Raw genomic sequence first — 19,017 nt, forward strand, 5'->3', positions numbered from 1 at the left:
ATCAGTCAAGCAGGCCAACTCGTACGGGTGCAGTCCTTTCCGGTTTCAGACACATTGCCAGACGGTCCGCCCTTCGGCGAGCTGTCGTACCCCTGGGCGAGGATGGTCGGGTGCTGATTGCCGACGACGCTCTGCCCGCCCTTCCGATCCGCCCGGTCCTGCCCCGGGTGCGGGAGGCGCTGGCCACCGCCGGCGCGGCGGTGCTGGTGGCCCCGCCCGGCACGGGCAAGACGACGCTGGTGCCGCTGGCCCTGGCCGGCGGAAGAGGCCGTGTGGTGGTCGCCGAGCCCCGCCGCCTGGCCGCCCGGGCCGCCGCCCGCCGCATGGCGTCGCTGCTGGGCGAGCGGGTCGGCGACCGGGTGGGTTACACGGTCAGGGGCGACAGGCAGACTTCCCGTCGTACGGAGATCGAGGTCGTGACCACGGGAGTCCTGGTGCGCCGCCTCCAGCGCGACCCGGAGCTGGCCGGCACGGCCGCGGTGATCCTCGACGAGTGCCACGAACGCCACCTCGACACCGACCTGGCCCTGGCCTTCCTGATCGAGGTGCGGGCGGCGCTGCGCCCCGACCTGGCGGTGCTGGCCACCTCGGCCACGGCCGACGCCGAACGCCTGTCCCAGATCCTCGGCGACGCGCCGGTGGTGGCCGCCGAGTCCCCGCTCTTCCCGGTCGAAGTCAGCTGGACCCCACCGGCCACCCCGATCACACCCCCTCGGGGCCTGCGCGTCGACCCGCGCCTGCTCGACCACGTGGCCGCGACGGTTCGCCGAGCCCTGACCGAGTCCCCCGGCGACGTCCTGGTCTTCCTCCCCGGCGCCCGGGAGATCGACCTGGTCGCCGGCAAGCTCTCCGGTGGCGAGGTCGACGTCATCGCGCTGCACGGCCGCCAGCCCGGCGCGGTGCAGGACGCCGCGCTGCGGGCCGGGCCGCGGCGGCGGGTCGTGCTGGCGACGGCCGTCGCCGAGAGCAGTCTGACCGTGCCGGGGGTTCGGGTGGTGGTCGACGCCGGGCTGAGCCGGGTGCCGCGCATGGACCACGCGCGCGGGCTGGGCGCCCTGGCCACCGTGCCGGTCTCGCGGGCCGCCGCCGTGCAGCGCGCCGGCCGGGCGGGCCGTGAGGCGCCCGGCCGCGTCTACCGCTGCTGGTCCGAGGCGCAGCACGGCCGGCTGCCGGCCCAGCCCGAGCCCGAGATCGCCGCCGCCGACCTGACCGGCTTCGCCCTCGACCTGGCGCTCTGGGGCCACCCCGACGGCACCGGCCTGTCCCTGCCCGACCGGCCGCCGGCCGGCGCCCTGCAATCCGCCACGGCGACCCTGCACGACCTGGGCGCCGTCGACGACACGGGCCGCATAACGCCGCGCGGCCGCGCCCTGGCCGACGCCGGCCTCCACCCGCGCCTGGCCCGGGCCCTGCTCGACGGAGCCGCCCTGGTCGGCGCCCGCCGGGCCGCCGAGATCGTCGCCCTCCTCGACGACGACCGCACCACCACCGACGACCTGGTCGCCGCCTGGCGCCGGGCCCGCGGCGCCACCGACCCCACCTGGCGCAACGAGGTTCGCCGCCTCACAGCCGCCCTGAACCGCAACCCCACCGACGAGACCGTGCCGGACGTGACCGACGCCGCCGCCCTCCCCGAGCCCGGCGAGGAGTCAGGTGGCGACCGCAGCACCCGAGCGGACGACCGACAGGGCGAAGCCGGCGAGCCGCAGGAGCGGGCCCGTCCCAGCGAGCCGCAGCGGCCGGCCCACGCCGCCGGGCCGGATAACCGACTCCAGACCGACATAACACACAAACCAGACCCGATCGCCGGGCCGGACGGGCAGGCACGGATCCAGGCCGGCGGGCGGGAGGGGCGACTGCCGGATGATCTGGCGGCCGGGCTCGTGGTGGGGCTGGCCTATCCGGAGCGGGTGGCGCGGGTTCGGGAAGCGGGTGGGCGGGCCTATCTGATGGCCGGTGGGACCGCGGCCGAGCTGACAGCGGGTACGGGGCTCGCGGGGGTCACGTGGCTGGCGGTCGCGGCGGCCGACCGGGCGGCGGGGGCCCGTACGGCGCGGATCCGGTCGGCGGCGCCCCTCGATGAGGCCACGGCGATCGAGGCGGCCGGGACGCTTGCCGCCGAGGCCGTCGAGATCGGGTGGGTGGACGGTGATGTCGTGGCGCGCCGGGTGCGGCGGCTCGGGGCGATCACCCTCGTGGAGCGGCGGCTGGGCGATCCCGATCCGGCACTGGTGCGGGCGGCGCTCGTGGAAGGTTTGCATCGCGAAGGGCTGGGGCTGCTGACCTGGAGCCGCGCCGCGACCGAGTTGCGGGAGAGGCTGGCCTTCGCGCACGCGGCGATGGGTGAGCCCTGGCCGGACGTGTCGGATGAGGCTCTCCTCGCCCGGGCCGACGAGTGGGTCGATCTCTCGGCGCGGCGCCGGGCCGATCTGGGCAAGGTCGACGTGGCGGCCGGCCTGCGGCGGTTGCTGCCGTGGTCGGTGGCCGGGCGGCTCGACGAGGTGGCGCCCGAGCGGCTTCCGGTGCCGAGCGGCTCGCGGGTGCGAGTCGACTACTCCGACGTCGAGTCGCCGGTGCTGGCCGTCAAGGTGCAGGAGGCCTTCGGCTGGCGGAACGCCCCGCGCCTGGCCGACGGGCGCGTTCCGGTGCTGCTGCATCTGCTCTCCCCGGCCGGCCGCCCGGTCGCCGTCACCCGCGACCTGGCGTCCTTCTGGCAGCAGGGCTATCCGCAGGTGCGGGCCGAACTCCGGGGCCGCTATCCCCGGCATCCCTGGCCCGAAGACCCGACCACCGCCGAACCGACCCGCCGCACCAAACCCCGCTCCCGCTGAACCACCCCGCCCAACCGGGAACCGACCCGCCGCCCCAGACTCCACTCCAGCCGGACCACCCCACCCAACCCGGAACCGACCCGCCGGCCCGAAGCGATCAAGGAGAGTTCGTGAGCTATCTCGTCGAGGTGGAACACCGATTCCGGGCGGTACAGGGGCTGCCGTCGCCGGTTCGGGCGCGGGAAGGACTGCCGCTCCTGACGTCCGGCGAAGGGGTGGAAGTCGTCGTGACGGCCGGGGTCGCCTTCGAGGACGAGCAGTTGACCGAGCGCGGCTGGTTCTTCGACACCGACGCGGCGGCGGTCACCCTTCGCGGCCGCTGCGCCGAGCTCGAGGCTCGCCCGTGGACGGAGGTGTTCGCGTTCCGCCCAACGTTCGAGCTGGTCGCCCGTCATCTCTTCGTCGCGCTGGCCGGGGAGCTGCCGCAGCTGACTTTCGTGGAGATCCGGGACAGGACCTTCGGCACGACGACGAGATACCACCGGCCGCGAGCCTGAAGCGGCGCCCGAGGGGGCAGCGCGGATCAGGAGAGCTGGGCCGCTGAGGACGGGGCCGTCGGCTGAGTGGGGATCGCCGGCGGCTGCAAGCGGTGCAGGGGGCCGGGCTGACCGAAAAGGTAACCCTGGCCCATAAGGCAGCCCAGCGAAGCCAGCGCGGCGGCCCGGGACGGCGTTTCGATACCCTCCGCCACCACCGCGATGTTCAAGCCGTCGCACAGGGTCACCACCGAGCGGCACAGGGCGCCCGCCTGGTCGGGGGCTATGTCCACGTCCGTCAGTGTCGAGTCGAGCTTCACGATGTCCACCGGCAGGGAGTGGAGCTGGGCCAAGGCGTTGAAACCGCTGCCGAAGTCGTCCAAGGCCACCCGGATGCCGTGCGCCCTCAGGCGCGTCACCACCGCCGCGGCCGCGGTCAGGTCGGAGATTCGGCGGGTCTCGGTTATCTCCACCACCAGGCGGGACGCGGGGACCCCGTGACGGGACAAGGCGGCCAGGACCACGTCTTCCAGGCCGGGGGCCAGGCGGGCCGCCGACACGTTCACGTGCATGTCGACCGGGCGGCCGAAGACCACCGCCAGCGAGGACGCGTCGGCGCAGGCCTGGTCCAGGACGAAGTCGTCGATCGCGGCCACCAGGCCGGTGCGTTCGGCCACCGAGACGAAGACGTCCGGGTGGACCGGGCCCACCACCGGTGACGTCCAGCGGGCCAGCGCCTCCACCGCCACCGTCGCGCCGTCGGTGAAGCGGACTATCGGCTGGTAGAAGACCTCGAAGCCGGCGTTGGCGGGGTTTTGTTCGAGGGCCTGGGCCAGCAGGTGGGGCAGGTCCGCATGTGGGCCGCCGTCCTGCGCTCCCGCGTAGCGGGCCATCGTGCCCTTGCCCCGGCGCTTGCTCGCGTACATCGCCGCGTCGGCGCGGCGCAGCAGGGCGTCGGCCGACAAGGGCTCGTCCGGTGTCGGCGTCACCAGGCCGATGCTCGCGCCGACGCTGATCGTGTGGCCGTCGATCAGGAACGGCTCGCGCAGCTCGGCCAGGATGCGGTGGCCCACCACCTCCGCGTCGGACGGGCGCTGGTCGAGCAGCACCGCAAACTCGTCGCCGCCCAGGCGGGCCACCAACTCGCCGGGGCCGGCGCAGCGCTGCATGCGGTCGGCGATCGCGTGCAGGACCCGGTCGCCGATGGCGTGGCCGAAGGTGTCGTTTATCAGCTTGAAGTCGTCGAGGTCGGCGAAGAGCACCGCCACCGGGCGGCCGGCGGACCGGGCCAGGCGGTCGTGGAACAGCGCCCGGTTCGCCACCCCGGTCAGCGGGTCGTGGTAGGCCTGGTGGTGCAGCCGCTGCCGGCCCTCGGAGATCCGGTCGAGCAGCACCGTGTTGTCGACGATCGTGAACATCTGCCGGGCCACCACCAGGCCCAGGCCCAGCCAGCCCAGGTACGCCTCGAACGGCGACAGCGGCTTGCCGGTGCCGGTGTTGACCGCGATCATGACGCCGGTGGCCGTCACCGGGATGTACGGCAGCAGCAGGTGCAGCCAGTCGTGCCGGTTCGGCAACGCCGTGCCGTCGCCGATCACCACCGGGCTCAGCGCCGCCATCGCCACCAGCAGCGGGCCGGCCAGATGGCCGGCCGACTCCAGCGGCGACAGCTGCCCGTCGGCCAGGTTGATCAGGCGGAAGGTGTCGGAGACGCCGAAGGCCAACAGCGCCAGCGCGCCCCAGGTCAGCGGCTGCCGGCCGGCCCGCGAACCCGGCTGGGTAAGCAGGAGCAGGACGGCCATGGTCAGCAGGAAGAGGTCGGCCACCGGGTACGCCGCGGCGGCCAGGATCATCGCGGTGGTGCGGCCACCCCAGTCGAACGGCACGGCCGACCACAGCAGGGCCAGGATCGACCCGGAGATGAGCACACTGTCGATCAGCAGGGCGATCTGGTCACGCCGGACCGAGGTCGGCACCGGCCGCGGGCGGGAGTACGGCGCGTACAGCAGGGCGACCAGCAGGCAGGCGGGCAGCACGAAGAAACCGACGTCGGAGACGCCGTCGGCCGGGCGCCCCGGAACCATCAGCTCCTGCACCAGCCACCAGAGCCGGATCAGCGCCCACCCGGACAGCCCGAAACCGGCGAAGAGCCGCCACCGCCGGTGCATGCCCGCGAGGCCACGCGCCGTCGCGAAACACACCCAGGCCGCGGCCGCACCCGCGACCAACTGCCCGCCGTCCTCGAAGAGCCGCCACCCCCGCGACCCGGTGAGCTCTCCGGCCGCGACGGCACCGAGGACGAGCGCCAGCGTGACGAAAAGTCGCGCCGTCATCATCACCACCCGATACGAGCCGCGGGCCCCCTGATCCGCGACCGGAGTAAGGTACCGCAGTCGTGACGGTCAGTCGCCGGCTGTCAGATCGGCGACAATCACCGTGACGTTGTCGGGGCCGCCGCCGCGCAGGGCCAGGTCGAGCAGCCGCTCGCAGCACGACTTCGGATCCTCGGCCGCGAGCATCTCCTGCTCGATCGTCTCGTTGCTGACCACCGCGGTCAGGCCGTCGCTGCACAGCAGCCAGCGGTCGCCCGCCTCGGGCTCGACGATCACGTAGGACGGGCTGACCGGCTCGCCCTGCAGGACCCGGGTCACCACCGAGCGGCGCGGGTGGCCGGCCGCTTCCTCGGGCCGGATGAGGCCCTGGTCGACGAGCATCTGGACGTACGTGTCGTCCTTGGTCAGCTGGTTGAGCCGGCTGTCGCGCAGCAGGTAGGCCCGGGAGTCGCCGACGTGGGCCATCGCGGCCCGGGAGCCGGAGAAGATGACCGCGGTGAGCGTCGTGCCCATGCCCTGCAGCGAGTTGTCGGCCTCGACCGTCTCGGCGATCCGGCCGTTGGCGACCTCGAGCGCATGGTGCAGGGCGTCCATCTGCTGATCGTCTTCGATCGGGACGTCGAGCGGGCTGATAGCTTCGATCGCGAGGCGGCTGGCGAGGTCGCCGGCGGCCATGCCGCCCATGCCGTCGGCCACGACGAGGAGCCGGTCACCGGCGTAGTAACAGTCCTCGTTGTTGCTCCGGACATGTCCTTGATCGGTGACGGCCGCCCACCGCAGGTGCAAGGTCATGGCGTGCAGCTTCCCAGATCATTGCAACCGTGTCTGCACGTGGTCGGCGGCATGTCGCCCGAAAACGCGCCTAGCTGGGATTCAGGGGACGGCCGAGGCATCGCGGGTCCACCTCCGTGACGCGGCGTGTCGGGGCGATCCACGAGAGCACCGACGCCGAGAGGGGCCAGCCGCGCACGGCGACGCTGCTCTCCGGCGGGCGTACCGGCTCGGGGCAGAGGGTCTTGGAACGCACCTGGTCGTTGGGGATGAAGGTCACCTCACCGGTCGTACGGAGCACGGTCGTCGAGGTGTCGTCGACGCTGATCAGCTGACCCCGTACGACATCAATCTCTTTGCCTTCGGAGCCGACCTCCACGGCGCTGTTGGGCAGGACCGGCGCCCGCAGGAAGACGATGCCGATGAGCAGCGGCGCGATGAGCGCGGCGCCGACCGCCGGCCAGTGGGTGAACAAACGGGCGGCCGACGCCGGTACCGGGCCGGTGAGGAACGGGCCGAGCAGCGGCGGCACACCGAGCAGGACGGCGGTCGAGATCTCGCCGGTGCGCAGGGCGGCGGTGATGCCGGGCCAGACGAAGGTGAGCACGAGCGCACCGACCAGGATCGGCACGCCCAGGGTGATCCACAACATCAGCGGGCGTACGCCCCGGAAACGCTGGGCCGCGGTGAGGCCGAGGATCGCCACGATCAGCATGCAGAGGGTGGGCAGCAGCCGCAGCTGCCAGGTGAAGGCGGCCAGCATCGCGGCCAGCAGCACCACCCAGTCGGGCATCCGCAGCGCGGTGACCGCCAGCAGCGACCGCCCGGTGTCGTCGGGCTTGCTGACCAGCAGGATGCCGCCGAGCAGGCGCAGCACCAGGATGACCGCGGGCACGGTCCAGATCAGCGTGATGATCAGGGCGCTGATCATGCCGAGCGGGCTGATGTACTGCACCAGCAGCAGCATGGTGGGCAGGTCCTGCTGGCTCAGGTACCACAACCGCAGGACGAGCAGCACCAGCGGAAAGGCCGGCAGGACGGTCAGCAGCCAGTTCAGCTGGGCGCGGCGCCGGCGCGGGACGAAGGTGGTGGTCATCCGAAGACGTCCTCCCACGGCAGCTCGCGGATGGCGGGCCGCGACACGCGCGGCTGCTGGGCCACGGCGATCGGCGTGGTCTTGTTGTTCGAGGTCTCGGACTGGAGGTTGAGACGGTAGGCGGTCTCCCAGCGGTCGTCGGCCGGGTCCAGGTACGAGCGGTACAGCGTCAGGTCGACGAGTTTCTTGAGGGCCAGGTTGTCGCCGACGTTCACGCCGTACGCCTCGGTCTTCTCCAGGCCGAGATCCCAGTGCTGGAACTCGCTGGGGAACCTGTCCTTGAAGCCGGCCAGGATCGCGGCGTCGGTGGAGACCGCGTCGACGTTGCCGTTGCGCAGGTCGGCGATGCACTCCCGCATGCGGTTGCGGCTGATCACGTCGATCTTCGAAGGATCGAAGGCGGAGACGCTCGTCGCGGTGGACAACGAGCAGACCTTGTCGCCGTAGAGATCGCGGAGCGTGGAGACCGGCCGGTGCTTGCTCTTGGTCAGGGTGAGCACGGACTGCTCGGTGAACAGATAAGGCTGCGAGAAGGTCACGCCGGGGGCGGCCTCACGCTCGGCGGTGATGCTGAAGCTGGCGATCACCATCTTGACCGGAACGCGCTTACCGGAAAGGTCCACCGCCTGCATGCGGAGCCGGTCCTCGCTCTCCATCCCGTAGAACCGCACATCGTCACGGCGAAAACCGAGATCTTCCGCGACCATGTACGCCACGTCGATGTCGAAGCCGCTCCAGACCCCGTTCTCGTCGCGGAAGGCCACGCCTGGCTGATCGTCCTTGACTCCGATGGGCAGGACGGTCCACGTGTCCACCCCGGACTCGGCGCGCAGCTCGGCCACCGACGGCGGCCCGCCCACGAAGATCCGCACGACGGCCAGGACCAGCGCCAGCACGAGCGCGAGCCCCAGCGCGGCCAGCCGGAACATCGCCAGGTTGAACCGCGGCGGCGGATCGACCAGCGGCTCCGGCTCGGGCGGCGGCAGCTGGCGGTCGGCCGCCTCCCGTTCCGCGACGTCCTGCACCGCGATGTCCTCGGCGCTCCCGTCGGGTCCCGGCATGCGCCGGCGCAGCGGCCACGCGAACCGGCTCGAGCTTTCGGGCATCCGCCGCTCCCCCCATCCTTGGCGGCCCCATCGTGCCGCACGAATGCTACGGCCAGGAATCTTGGTGGGGGATTCACCCGGGCCGCGCCGGGTAGTCCGTCTCCATGAGAGCCGTACGCGCCGTCGCGATCACTGCCGTGGCCACGGCCCTCGGTGTCCGCGTGATCAAGTCGCGGCGTCAGCGCTTCCTGCACCCCAGGGGACGCACCTACGACGGTGAGCTGGAGATCTGGGGTGGCGACAGCGGGGCGGAGCTGCTCGACCGCCCGGGCCGCCACCGGGTCACCGTACGGATCTCCAAAGGGGTGGGCACCAAGGGCGACCGTCTCGACATCCGCGGCGTCGCGATCCGGGTGCACGGGGACGACCCGATCGACCTGCTCCTGTCGACCTGCGGGAAAGGCCGGTTCACGCGCCATCTGCCGGTGCCCCGCCGCGGATTCGACACCGTGTACGGCTCGATCCTGGCCTACCGGGCCGGCGGCGACCGCAAGGTCTACCTCGGAGCCACGATGAGACAGGGCGCCGTCGCGCTCTCCGTGGACGGGAAGGCGGTCGGCCGGGTCACACTAGGGACCGAAGTGGACGACCCGCCCGCGTACAACCCGATGCGCCACACCGCGCCCGATCTTCACCCCACAGGGGCGATCCATGGCGTACGAGGTCTCGCCTATCCGCTCAGCCAAAAGTGGCGTGGGGTGAAGGTTTAGGGCCCTGTGGGGCCGGGAACCCGGCGCGCCAAGGAAGCCCTGGACGACAACCGGACGCGTCCGTGCCCCCATGGATGCTGCTGTCCCGTCGACCGGTTGATCGGAGCTTCCCGCACCCGGACGGTCGTAGCTCCGCCCAGTGGATGGTGAGGTTCCGGCGCCTCGGCATCCCGGACGGGCCGTCGAGCACGACCGTCCGGGATGTAACCCGCCTCAGCGGAAGGCCACCACCACGGCGCTCTCGGCCGGCAGCTCGACCCGGTCGCGCTGGAGCACCACGCCGTCGGAGGAGGCCAGCAGGACCTTGCGCGGGGTGTCGCGCAGGCTGACCGTCTGCGGGGTGGCGGCCAGGTTGACCGCGACCGCGCAATTGCCGCGCTTCATCACCAGGTGGTGGTCGCCGTGCCAGACCTCGACCCGGTCGAGCCTGGGGTCGGACAGGTCGGTGCGGCTGCGGCGCAGCGCGATCAGCCGGCGGTAGAAGTCGAGGATCTCGGCGTGGCCCGGCTTGCCGAGCTCGTCCCAGTCGAGTTTCGAGCGCTGAAAGGTCGCCGGGTCCTGCGGGTCGGGCACCTCGGCCTCGGCCCAGCCGTGCGTGGCGAACTCGCGGCGCCGGCCGTTCTGCACCGCGGCCGCCAGCTCCGGCTCGGGGTGGCTGGTGAAGAACTGCCACGGGCTGCTGGCCGCCCACTCCTCGCCCATGAACAGCATCGGGGTGAAGGGCGAGGTGAACAGCAGCGTCGCGCCGATCTTGAGCAGGCCGGGCGAGAGCGTGGCCGAGATCCGGTCACCGACCGCCCGGTTGCCGATCTGGTCATGGTTCTGGAGGTACGTCACGAAGCGGTGGCCCGGGATCACAGCGCGGTTCACCGGTCGCCCGTGGTGGCGCTGCCGGAAGCTCGACCACGTGTTGGCGTGGAAGAACGCCCCCTCCAGGACCGTCTGGAGACAGTCGAGCGACCCGAAGTCGGCGTAGTAGCCCTGCCGCTCGCCGGTGAGCAGCGTGTGCAGCGCGTGGTGCACGTCGTCGGCCCACTGACCCTGGAGGCCGTAGCCGCCGGCCTCGCGCGGGGTGATCAGCTTGGCGTCGTTGAGGTCGGACTCGGCGATCAGCGACAGCGGCCGGTTGACGTGGGTGGACAGCGACTCGACCTCGACCGCGAGCTGTTCGAGAAGGTTGACCGCGGAGTGGTCGACGAGCGCGTGCACGGCGTCGAGCCGCAGCGCGTCGACGTGGTAGTCGCGCAGCCACATCAGGGCGCTGTCGATGATGTAGCGGCGCACCTCGCCGGCGTGCGGGCCGTCCAGGTTGACCGAGTCGCCCCACGGGTTGGACCCGGCCGCGCTGAGGTAGGGGGCGAACATCGGCGCGTACGCCCCGGAGGGCCCGAAGTGGTTGTAGACCACGTCGAGGACGACACCGAGGCCGCGCCGGTGGGCGGCGTCGACGAAGCGCTTGAGCCCGTCGGGACCGCCGTAGACCTCGTGCGGGGCGTACCAGCAGACGCCGTCGTAGCCCCAGTTGTACTCGCCGTTGAACGAGTTCACCGGCAGCAGCTCGACCATGTCGACACCGAGCTCGACCAGGTGGTCGAGACGCTCGATGGCGGCGTCGAAGGTGCCCTCGGGCGTGTACGTGCCGATGTGCAGCTCGTACAGCACCGAACCCGGCAGCTGGCGTCCCGTCCAGGCCTTGTCCGTCCAGGCGAAGGCCGTCTGGTCGTACACCCGGCTCGGCCCGTGCACGCCCTCGGGCTGCCACGGCGAGCGGGGATCGGGCAGCGGCGTCTCATGATCGGACAGGACGTACGCGTAGTCGGCGCCGGGCCCGGCCGACGGCACGTCGAGCCGCCACCACCCGTCGTCGCCGCGCTCCATGTCGAGAACGTCCTCACCGATGCGCAACCGGACAGTCTTCTCCGGCGCCCAGACCTCGAACAGTGTCATGACTCTTTCACCAGCAAAGCGACGGGGTACGTACGCAGCAGCTCGGAAACGTGCAGCTTGTTCCCGCCGTAGCTCGTATTCGTGAATACTTCCAGCCAGCTGTGACCATCGAGTGACAAGGTGGTGTCACCCCAGCCGCCGTGACGTGACAAGCCCACCGGCAGCCGGGTGGCGACGGTCACCACGCCGCCGCGGTCGAAGGCCAGCGCGTGCTCGCCGACCCGCCCGTCGGCGAACGCCGGGCGGTACGAGGTGAACAGCTCCGGGCGCTGCCGGCGCAGCCGCATGGTCCGGCTGGTGACCAGCAGCTTGGCCGCGCCGGTGTCGTCGACCGGCGGCAGCCAGCCGTCGTCGATGCGGGCCAGCAGCTCGCGCCGCTGGGCGAAATCGACCGGCCGGCGGTTGTCCGGGTCGACCAGCGAGTAGTCCCACAGCTCGGTGCCCTGATAGACGTCGGGCACACCCGGCATGGTCAGCTGCACGAGCTTCTGGCCGAGCGCGTTCGACCAGCCGGGCGGCGTGATCGACGCGGCGAAATCGGTCAGCTCGCGGTGCAGCGCCGGGTCGTCGTACATCTTGTCGACCATCTCGCGCAGCGCGGTCTCGAAGGCCTCGTCCGGGTGCTGCCAGGTGGTTCCGGTCGCCGCTTCCCGGGCGGCTTTGAGGGCGTACGCCTGCAGGCGCTCCCGCTCGATCGGCCAGGCGCCGACCGCGGCCTGCCAGATGAGGTGGGCCAGGGCGGGATCGGCCAGCGGCGCGACCCGGACCCAGCGGCGGACCACCTCGGTCCAGTCCCCCGGCACCTCGGCCAGCACGGCGAGCCGGGCCCGCACGTCCTCGCTGCGCTTGGTGTCGTGGGTCGACAGGGTCGTCATGGCGTCCGGCCAATGACGGTGACGCTCGGCGCTGGCCTCGTGGAACTCGTCGGGGCTGACGCCGAACTTGGCCGGGTCGTTGCCGACCTCGTTGCGGGCGGTGAAACGGGTCCAGCGGTAGAACGCGGTGTCCTCCACGCCCTTGGCCATGACCGCTCCGGTGAACTGCTGGAAGCGGACGGCCAGCTCGTCGGCCGGGTTGCGCAGCCGCGCGGTGAGCTGGTCGAGGACCGGGATCAGCTGGGGACGGCGGCGGCCGGCCTCGGAGCGGGCCTTGGCCAGATGCCGCGAGCCGAACGGCAGGTAGGACCGGTAGACCGGGAAGCAGGCGGCCAGCTCGGCCAGGCCCCGCGGCGCGGCCTCGATCTCGGGCACGAGGCGGGCCATCCGGGCCAGCTCGGCCGCGAGCAGCGTGGTCGCCACCGTGTGCTTGGCCTCGTGGACCAGGTCCTGCCAGGAGCGCTCGCTGCCGGTCAGGTGCCGGTCGAGGGTGTCGAAGAAGGCCTCGGTGCTGGGGTCGACGAAGACGCCGCCGACCTCGGCCAGCGAGTCGTAGCCGGTGGTGCCGGCGACCGGCCAGTCGGGCATCTCCTCGCCCGGTTCGAGGATCTTCTCGATGACGAGCCAGGCGCCCGGGGCGGCCTCGTGCAGACGATCCAGATAGGCGCCCGGGTCGCGCAGGCCGTCGGGGTGGTCGACCCGGATGCCGTCGACGATGCCCTCACGGTGCCAGCGCAGGATCTCGGCGTGGGTGGCGTCGAAGACCCTGGGGTCCTCGACACGCAGGCCGGCCAGGTCGACGATGGCGAAGAAGCGACGGTAGTTGAGCTCGGCGTCGCCCCGGGTCCAGTTGGCCAGCTCGTAGTGCTGCCGGTCGTGGACCTCCCGCGGGGTGCCCTCCCCGGTTCCCTCGGCGATCGGGAAGCGCTTGTCGTAGTAGCGCAGCTCCCCGTCCTCGATCCGCAGCTCGTCGAGAGCGTTCGGGTCGTCCGCGAGCACCGGGATCAGCAGGCGACCGCGCGACCAGTCGATGTCGTAGAAGTCGGAAAATTCGGACTCTTGGCCGCGGCGGAGGACGTCCCACCACGTCGGGTTGGCGTGCGGGACGGCCACCCCGGCGTGGTTGGGCACGATGTCGACGACCAGGTTGAGGCCGGCGTTCTTGAGCGCCTGGGACAGGTTTTTCAGGCCGTCCCATCCCCCGATCGCCGGGTTCACCTGAGAGTGGTCGACGACGTCGTAGCCGTGCTTGGAACCTGGAGTCGAGGTCAGCAGTGGTGCGGTGTACAGGTGGGAGACACCGAGGTCGGCCAGGTAGTCGGCCAGCTCGGCGGTGGCACTCAACGGGAAATCGGGGCGAACCTGAACTCGATAGGTTCCGCTTGGGGGCATCAGACCGTCCTGTCCAGCACGATGAGGGACCTGTCGGGCACCCAGATCTTGTTGCCGGCCTCGACGACCGACGGGTGATCCGGGGACGGCTCGGCCGTCTCGATGACCTTTTCCCACTTTTCGCCGTACTCAGCCGGCGGAGTGGCGAATTCGATGGGCGCGTCGTGCGCGTTGAAGAAGAGCAGGAACGAGCTGTCCACGTGCCGCTGCCCGTACTGGCCGCGCTCGCGGATGCCCTCGCCGTTGACGAACAGCGCGACCGCCCGGCCGAAGTCGTTGCCCCAGTCGTCGCCGGCCATCTGCCGGCCGTCCGGGGTGAACCACTCGAGGTCGGGCAGCGGGTCGCCGCCGCCGCGCGCGGTCACCGGCAGGCCGGTGAAGAAGCGGCGGCGCTGGAACACCTGGTGGCGGTGGCGGAACGCGGTCAGCTTGCGGGTGAACTCGAGCAGCGTCTCGTCGGCGTTGCCCCAGTCGATCCAGGAGAGCTCGTTGTCCTGGCAGTACGCGTTGTTGTTGCCCTGCTGGGTGCGGCCGAGCTCGTCGCCGTGCGAGATCATCGGCACGCCCTGGCTGAGCATCAGCGTGGCCAGGAAGTTGCGCCGCTGCTTGGCCCGCAGCGCCAGCACCTGCTTGTCCTCGGTCGGGCCCTCGACACCACAGTTCCACGACCGGTTGTGGCTCTCGCCGTCCCGGTTCTCCTCGCCGTTGGCCTCGTTGTGCTTGTCGTTGTAGGCGACCAGGTCGTTGAGCGTGAACCCGTCGTGCGCGGTCACGAAGTTGATCGAGTGGAAGGGCTTGCGGCCGTCGTCCTGATAGAGGTCGGCCGAGCCGGTGATGCGCGACGCGAACTCGGCCAGGGTGGCCGGCTCGCCGCGCCAGAAGTCGCGGACCGTGTCGCGGTATTTGCCGTTCCACTCGGTCCAGTTCGGCGGGAAGTTGCCGACCTGATAGCCGCCGGGACCGACGTCCCACGGCTCGGCGATCAGCTTCACCTGCCCGACCACCGGGTCCTGCTGCACGACCTCGAAGAAGGTGGAGAGCCGGTCGACGTCGTAGAACTCCCGGGCCAGGGTCGACGCGAGGTCGAAGCGGAAGCCGTCGACGTGCATCTCGGTCACCCAGTAGCGCAGCGAGTCCATGATCAGCTGGAGGCTCTGCGGGCTGCGCACGTTCAGGCTGTTGCCGGTGCCGGTGTAGTCCATGTAGAACTGCGGCTGGTCGTCCACGAGCCGGTAGTAGGTCCGGTTGTCGATGCCCTTGAGCGACAGCGTCGGCCCCAGGTGGTTGCCCTCGGCCGTGTGGTTGTAGACGACGTCGAGGATGACCTCCATGCCCGCCTTGTGCAGGGCCTTGACCATGCCGCGGAACTCCTGGGTCTGCTGCCCGAGGGTCCCGGTCGACGAATAGCCGTGGTACGGCGCGAAGAACCCGAGCGTGTTGTAGCCCCAGTAGTTGCGCAGCCCGAGGTCGTGCAGCCGGTTGTCGTGCACGAAGGTGTGCACGGGCATGAGCTCGACCGCGGTCACGCCGAGGCTCTTGAGGTGCTCGATGATCGCCGGGTGCCCGATCGCGGAGTAGCTGCCGCGCATGTCCTTGGGGACCTCGGGGTGCCGCTCGGTCAGGCCCTTCACGTGGGTCTCGTAGATCACCGAGTGGTGGTACGGGATGTCCGGCCGGCGGTCGTTGCCCCAGTCGAAGTACGGGTTCACGACGACGCCCTTGGACATGTACGGGGCGCTGTCCAGATCCGACATCTGGTCGGGGTTCTCGAAGTCGTACGCGTAGAGCGACGGATGCCACTCGATGTCCGCGTCCACGGCCCGCGCGTACGGGTCGAGCAGCAGCTTGTGCGGGTTGTACCGCAGACCACGGGACGGGTCGTACGGACCGTACATCCGATAGCCGTACCGCTGCCCCGGCTCGACGCCGGGCAGATAGGCGTGCCAGACGAACGCGTCCTGCTCGTGCAGCTGGACCTTCCGCTCGTTGCCCGACGGGTCGAACAGGCACAGCTCGACCGCCTCGGCCCCCTCGGCGAAGATCGCGAAGTTCGTGCCCGTCCCGTCGTACGTGGCGCCCAGCGGGTACCGGTGACCAGGCCAAACTTGCATTTCTTGCTCCCACCCCTCGACCGTCGGTGCGCTGCGACCACAGCTGATCCGTACCGGCGGCGGGGCCTGTTTGCCCCGCGATCGGGCGGCGTAATCATCTGAGGTCACGTCAGCGTCATTGTCGCCGATGGCCGCCGCGCCGTCTGCGCGACCGCTCGGTTACCCGCCGAACAGGTAAGCACGACATGGTTTGCCGCCGCCGAAACTGAGCATAGATGCGGCGTGCCGATCATTTTCGGACCGCACGCCTGCGGCTCCACCACCCGGGAATGGCTTGTCACGGACGGCACAGGTGGGTTCGCCACCGGCACCGTTCCGGGCCTGCGCACCCGGCGCTACCACTCGTTGCTCACCGTGGCCGACCCCGCCACCGCGGTCCGGCACACCGCGCTGGCCGCCCTCGACCTGACGGTGACGCTGCCCTCGGGCACGAAGGTGCCGCTCTACACCCACGAGTGGGCCTCCGGCGCCGTCGCGCCCGAGGGGCACCGCTACTTGGAGACGTTCGCGCTGGTGAACGGGGTTCCGCGGTGGCGCTGGCGTATCGGCGACGTGGTGATCGAGCGGGAGCTGGCCATGCGGCACGGGCACCCGTCGGTGGGGGTGACCCACCGCGTGGTCTCGGCGCCCGGGCCGGTCGGCCTGGCCGTCGCCGCCATGTGCACGTGGCGCGACGCGCACGACGAGCGGCACGCCTCCGGGCCTGCGCTGCGGGCCGAGCAGGTGGCCGACGGGGTGATCGTCGAGCAGGCGTACCGGATCGCCGGTCCCGGCTGGCAGCCCGCCGGCGAATGGCATCTGGGCGCCTACGCCCGCGAGGAGGAGACGCGCGGCCTGCCGGCCGTGGAGGACCTCTGGCACGCGGGCACGTACTTCGACCGGGTGAACCCCGGCGCGAGCATGGAGATCTCGGCCTGGGCCGGCGACCTCGGGCAGCGGCCCCCACCGGCCACGGCGGTGATCCTGGAAGCGCGGACACGGGCCCGGGACCTGGTCGCCGCGGCCAAGGCCGACGAGACGCTCGTGCTGGCCGCCGACGCGTTCGTCGTGCGCACCCCCGACGGGCCGGACGTGGTGGCCGGCTATCCATGGTTCGGCAGCTACCTCGGCGACACGATGACCGCGTACGAGGGACTGTTCCTGGACACGGGCCGGGCCGGCGAGGGCCGGGAGCTGCTCGTCGCCCGTACGGGAAAAGCGCCCTCGACCTGGACCGAAACCGGCGGATCGTGGGCGCCGAAGGACTCGCCGGACGCGCCGCTGTGGCTGGTGCACGCGGTCGACCGGCATGTGCGCCGCACCGGCGACAGCGACCTGGCGGCCGAACTGATCGAACCGCTCGGGCGCCTGCTCGAACGGCGCTTCGACCTCGACCCGGCCGACGGCCTGGTGCGGATGGGACCGGGTCCCGCCGACAACAGCCGTGTCGGCAAGCCCGTCGAGATCAACGCGCTCTGGGTGAACGCCCTGGCCGCGATGGCCGACCTGCACGTCGAGGCCGGGCTCGACGACTCCCCGCTGCGCGCCCGGCACGCCCGGGCCCGGGACGCGTTCCTGGGCCGCTTCCGGGCGCCGGAGGGCTGGCTCTACGACGTGATCGAGGGACCGGCGGCGACCTATCCGCTCGGCGCGGGCAGCCACCACGACGATCCGACGCTGCGCCCCAACCAGATCCTGGCCTGGTCGCTGCCGCACGGCCCGATGCGCGGCCAGTCGTTCCCCGGTATCGGGGAGGCGCTGCTGACACCGCTCGGGCTGCGGACCCTCGCGCCGAGCGAGTACGGCTATCAGGGCGTGCACCGCGGCGGCCGCGAGGAACGCGACATCGCCTATCACCAAGGCACGGTCTGGCCGTGGCTGATCGGACCGTACGCCGACGCGTGCGCCGCCGACGGCCTGCTCACCGGCTTGAAGGCCCACCTGTCCGAATGGGGGGTCGGATCGGTCAGCGAGACCGCCGACGGCGACCCTCCGCACCGGGCCACGGGCAGCCCGTTCGCCGCCCGCTCCGTCGCCGAGCTGTTGAGAACAGAACAGAGGTACGAGCCGTGACCAGCATTCTGATGCTCTCCTGGGAGTACCCGCCGCTGCTGGTGGGTGGCCTGGGCCGGCACGTGCACGCGCTCGCCACCACCCTCGCCGCCGCCGGCCACGAGGTCACGGTGGTCACCCGGCACACGCCGGGCACGCTGCGCGAGGAGTACGCGGAAGGCGTCCGGATCATCCGGGCCCCCGACGACGCGCCCCGCTTCGAGGTCCGCGACGGCGACCTGCTGGCCTGGGCCATGGCGTTCAACCACACGCTGACCCGGGCCGCCCTGCGCGCGGCCCGCACCGGCTCCTACGACGTGGTGCACGCCCACGACTGGCTCGTGGCCCACGCCGCCGTGACCGTCCGCGACCACCTGGACATCCCGCTGGTGGCGACCATCCACGCCACCGAGTCGGGCCGCCACCAGGGCTGGCTGCCGCACGCGCACAACCGCACGATCGACGACATCGAGCGCTGGCTGGCCCACGAGGCGGTCCGCACGATCGTCTGCTCCGACTACATGCGCGACGAGGTCCAGCGGCTCTTCGACGTGCCGGCCGCCCGCGTCGACGTCGTCTACAACGGCGTCGACGAGCTGCGCTGGTTCGCCCGCCCCCGCGCGGTGGCCGCGGCCCGCCGCCGGTTCGCCGACTCCGGCGGCCCGCTGATCAGCTTCGCCGGCCGCCTGGTCTACGAGAAGGGCGTGCAGCACCTGCTGGCGGCGGTCCCGATCCTGCGGAGAAGGCACCCGGGCCTGCGCGTGGTGATCGCCGGTGACGGCCCGTACCGCGCCGACCTCGAGGCCATGGCCACCGAGGGCGTGACGTTCGCCGGCTTCCTGACCGGCCACCACCTGACGGCCCTGATGGGCGCCTCGGACTGCTACGTGGTGCCGAGCATCTACGAGCCGTTCGGCATGGTCGCCCTGGAGGCGGCCGCCGCCGGCACCCCGATCGCGGTCGCCGACACGGGCGGCCTGGCCGAGATCGTCGACGACGGCGTCACCGGCGTGAAGTTCACCCCCGGCTCCCCCGAGGCACTGGCCGGCGCGGTCGACGCGGTCCTGGCCGACCGCGACTTCGCCCGCCGCCTGGCCCGCCAGGGCCGCCTGAAGGTCCGCGAGGACTTCGCCTGGCCCACCATCGCCGCCGCCACCCTCGACACGTACGACCGAGCCCGCCACCACGACGCCGGCCGCGTCACCCGCGAGGCCGAGAGCGTGCTGGCCCAGTTGGTCCCTTCCAGCCTCACCGATCAATAGACCCGCCGCCCATAACCCAGCGGCACGGAAAGCGCGACGTCAGATAATTGACAATGGTTTCCGGTCATATGGCGGC

General features: G+C 71.6%; 12 protein-coding genes. 5 read left to right on the forward strand and 7 right to left on the reverse strand.

Annotated features, from left to right (window positions below; genetic code table 11):
- Nucleotides 1-110 precede the first annotated feature (110 nt).
- A complete protein-coding gene (locus ACFY36_RS18130) occupies nucleotides 111-2,831 on the forward strand; it encodes an ATP-dependent RNA helicase (RefSeq protein ID WP_499747115.1) in 2,721 nt (906 codons plus the stop codon).
- 110 nt (nucleotides 2,832-2,941) lie between these two features.
- Nucleotides 2,942-3,328 carry a hypothetical protein gene (locus ACFY36_RS18135; protein WP_499747116.1) on the forward strand — a complete coding sequence of 129 codons (387 nt, stop codon included), beginning with the start codon at nucleotides 2,942-2,944 and terminating at the stop codon, nucleotides 3,326-3,328.
- A 26-nt stretch (nucleotides 3,329-3,354) separates the two neighbouring features.
- On the opposite strand, the gene ACFY36_RS18140 is transcribed toward ACFY36_RS18135, so the two are convergent.
- From ACFY36_RS18140 to ACFY36_RS18155, 4 genes are all read right to left on the reverse strand, one after another.
- On the reverse strand, nucleotides 3,355-5,640 hold the full coding sequence (locus tag ACFY36_RS18140) for a putative bifunctional diguanylate cyclase/phosphodiesterase (protein ID WP_499747117.1): 2,286 nt from the start codon (nucleotides 5,638-5,640) through the stop codon (nucleotides 3,355-3,357).
- 69 nt (nucleotides 5,641-5,709) lie between these two features.
- Nucleotides 5,710-6,432, reverse strand: coding sequence for a PP2C family protein-serine/threonine phosphatase (locus tag ACFY36_RS18145; protein ID WP_499747118.1), 723 nt, complete (start codon nucleotides 6,430-6,432; stop codon nucleotides 5,710-5,712).
- Nucleotides 6,433-6,502: 70 nt separating this feature from the next.
- Nucleotides 6,503-7,507 (reverse strand): hypothetical protein, encoded by a 1,005-nt coding sequence (locus ACFY36_RS18150; RefSeq protein ID WP_499747119.1) that lies wholly within the window; start codon nucleotides 7,505-7,507, stop codon nucleotides 6,503-6,505.
- Nucleotides 7,504-8,613 (reverse strand): transporter substrate-binding domain-containing protein, encoded by a 1,110-nt coding sequence (locus ACFY36_RS18155; RefSeq protein ID WP_499747120.1) that lies wholly within the window; start codon nucleotides 8,611-8,613, stop codon nucleotides 7,504-7,506. Before ACFY36_RS18155 ends, ACFY36_RS18150 begins: the two co-directional genes overlap by 4 nt.
- A 104-nt stretch (nucleotides 8,614-8,717) precedes the next feature.
- Between ACFY36_RS18155 and ACFY36_RS18160 the strand changes: the two genes are divergently transcribed.
- Nucleotides 8,718-9,323, forward strand: coding sequence for a hypothetical protein (locus tag ACFY36_RS18160; protein ID WP_499747121.1), 606 nt, complete (start codon nucleotides 8,718-8,720; stop codon nucleotides 9,321-9,323).
- A 213-nt stretch (nucleotides 9,324-9,536) separates the two neighbouring features.
- Here the strand turns inward: ACFY36_RS18160 and treZ are convergent, their stop codons facing one another.
- The 3 genes from treZ to glgX are packed head-to-tail and all read right to left on the reverse strand — an operon-like array spanning nucleotide 9,537 to nucleotide 15,648.
- Nucleotides 9,537-11,270 (reverse strand): malto-oligosyltrehalose trehalohydrolase, encoded by a 1,734-nt coding sequence (treZ, locus tag ACFY36_RS18165; RefSeq protein WP_499747122.1) that lies wholly within the window; start codon nucleotides 11,268-11,270, stop codon nucleotides 9,537-9,539.
- On the reverse strand, nucleotides 11,267-13,537 hold the full coding sequence (treY, locus tag ACFY36_RS18170) for a malto-oligosyltrehalose synthase (RefSeq protein WP_499747123.1): 2,271 nt from the start codon (nucleotides 13,535-13,537) through the stop codon (nucleotides 11,267-11,269). The genes treZ and treY overlap by 4 nt, the downstream gene beginning before the upstream one ends.
- A complete protein-coding gene (gene glgX / locus ACFY36_RS18175; RefSeq protein WP_499747124.1) occupies nucleotides 13,537-15,648 on the reverse strand; it encodes a glycogen debranching protein GlgX in 2,112 nt (703 codons plus the stop codon). Before glgX ends, treY begins: the two co-directional genes overlap by 1 nt.
- 222 nt (nucleotides 15,649-15,870) lie before the next feature.
- Here glgX and ACFY36_RS18180 point away from each other — a divergent pair, with 222 nt between their 5' ends.
- Together ACFY36_RS18180 and ACFY36_RS18185 are read left to right on the forward strand one after the other, a co-directional pair.
- Nucleotides 15,871-17,700: a glycogen debranching enzyme N-terminal domain-containing protein gene (locus tag ACFY36_RS18180; RefSeq protein WP_499747125.1), complete on the forward strand. Its 1,830-nt coding sequence runs from the start codon at nucleotides 15,871-15,873 to the stop codon at nucleotides 17,698-17,700.
- Between the two features lie 11 nt (nucleotides 17,701-17,711).
- Nucleotides 17,712-18,941 (forward strand): glycosyltransferase family 4 protein, encoded by a 1,230-nt coding sequence (locus tag ACFY36_RS18185; protein WP_499747554.1) that lies wholly within the window; start codon nucleotides 17,712-17,714, stop codon nucleotides 18,939-18,941.
- Nucleotides 18,942-19,017 lie beyond the last annotated feature (76 nt).

The organism is Actinoplanes sp. NPDC000266, assembly GCF_042899005.1.
Taxonomy (GTDB): Bacteria; Actinomycetota; Actinomycetes; order Mycobacteriales; family Micromonosporaceae; genus Actinoplanes.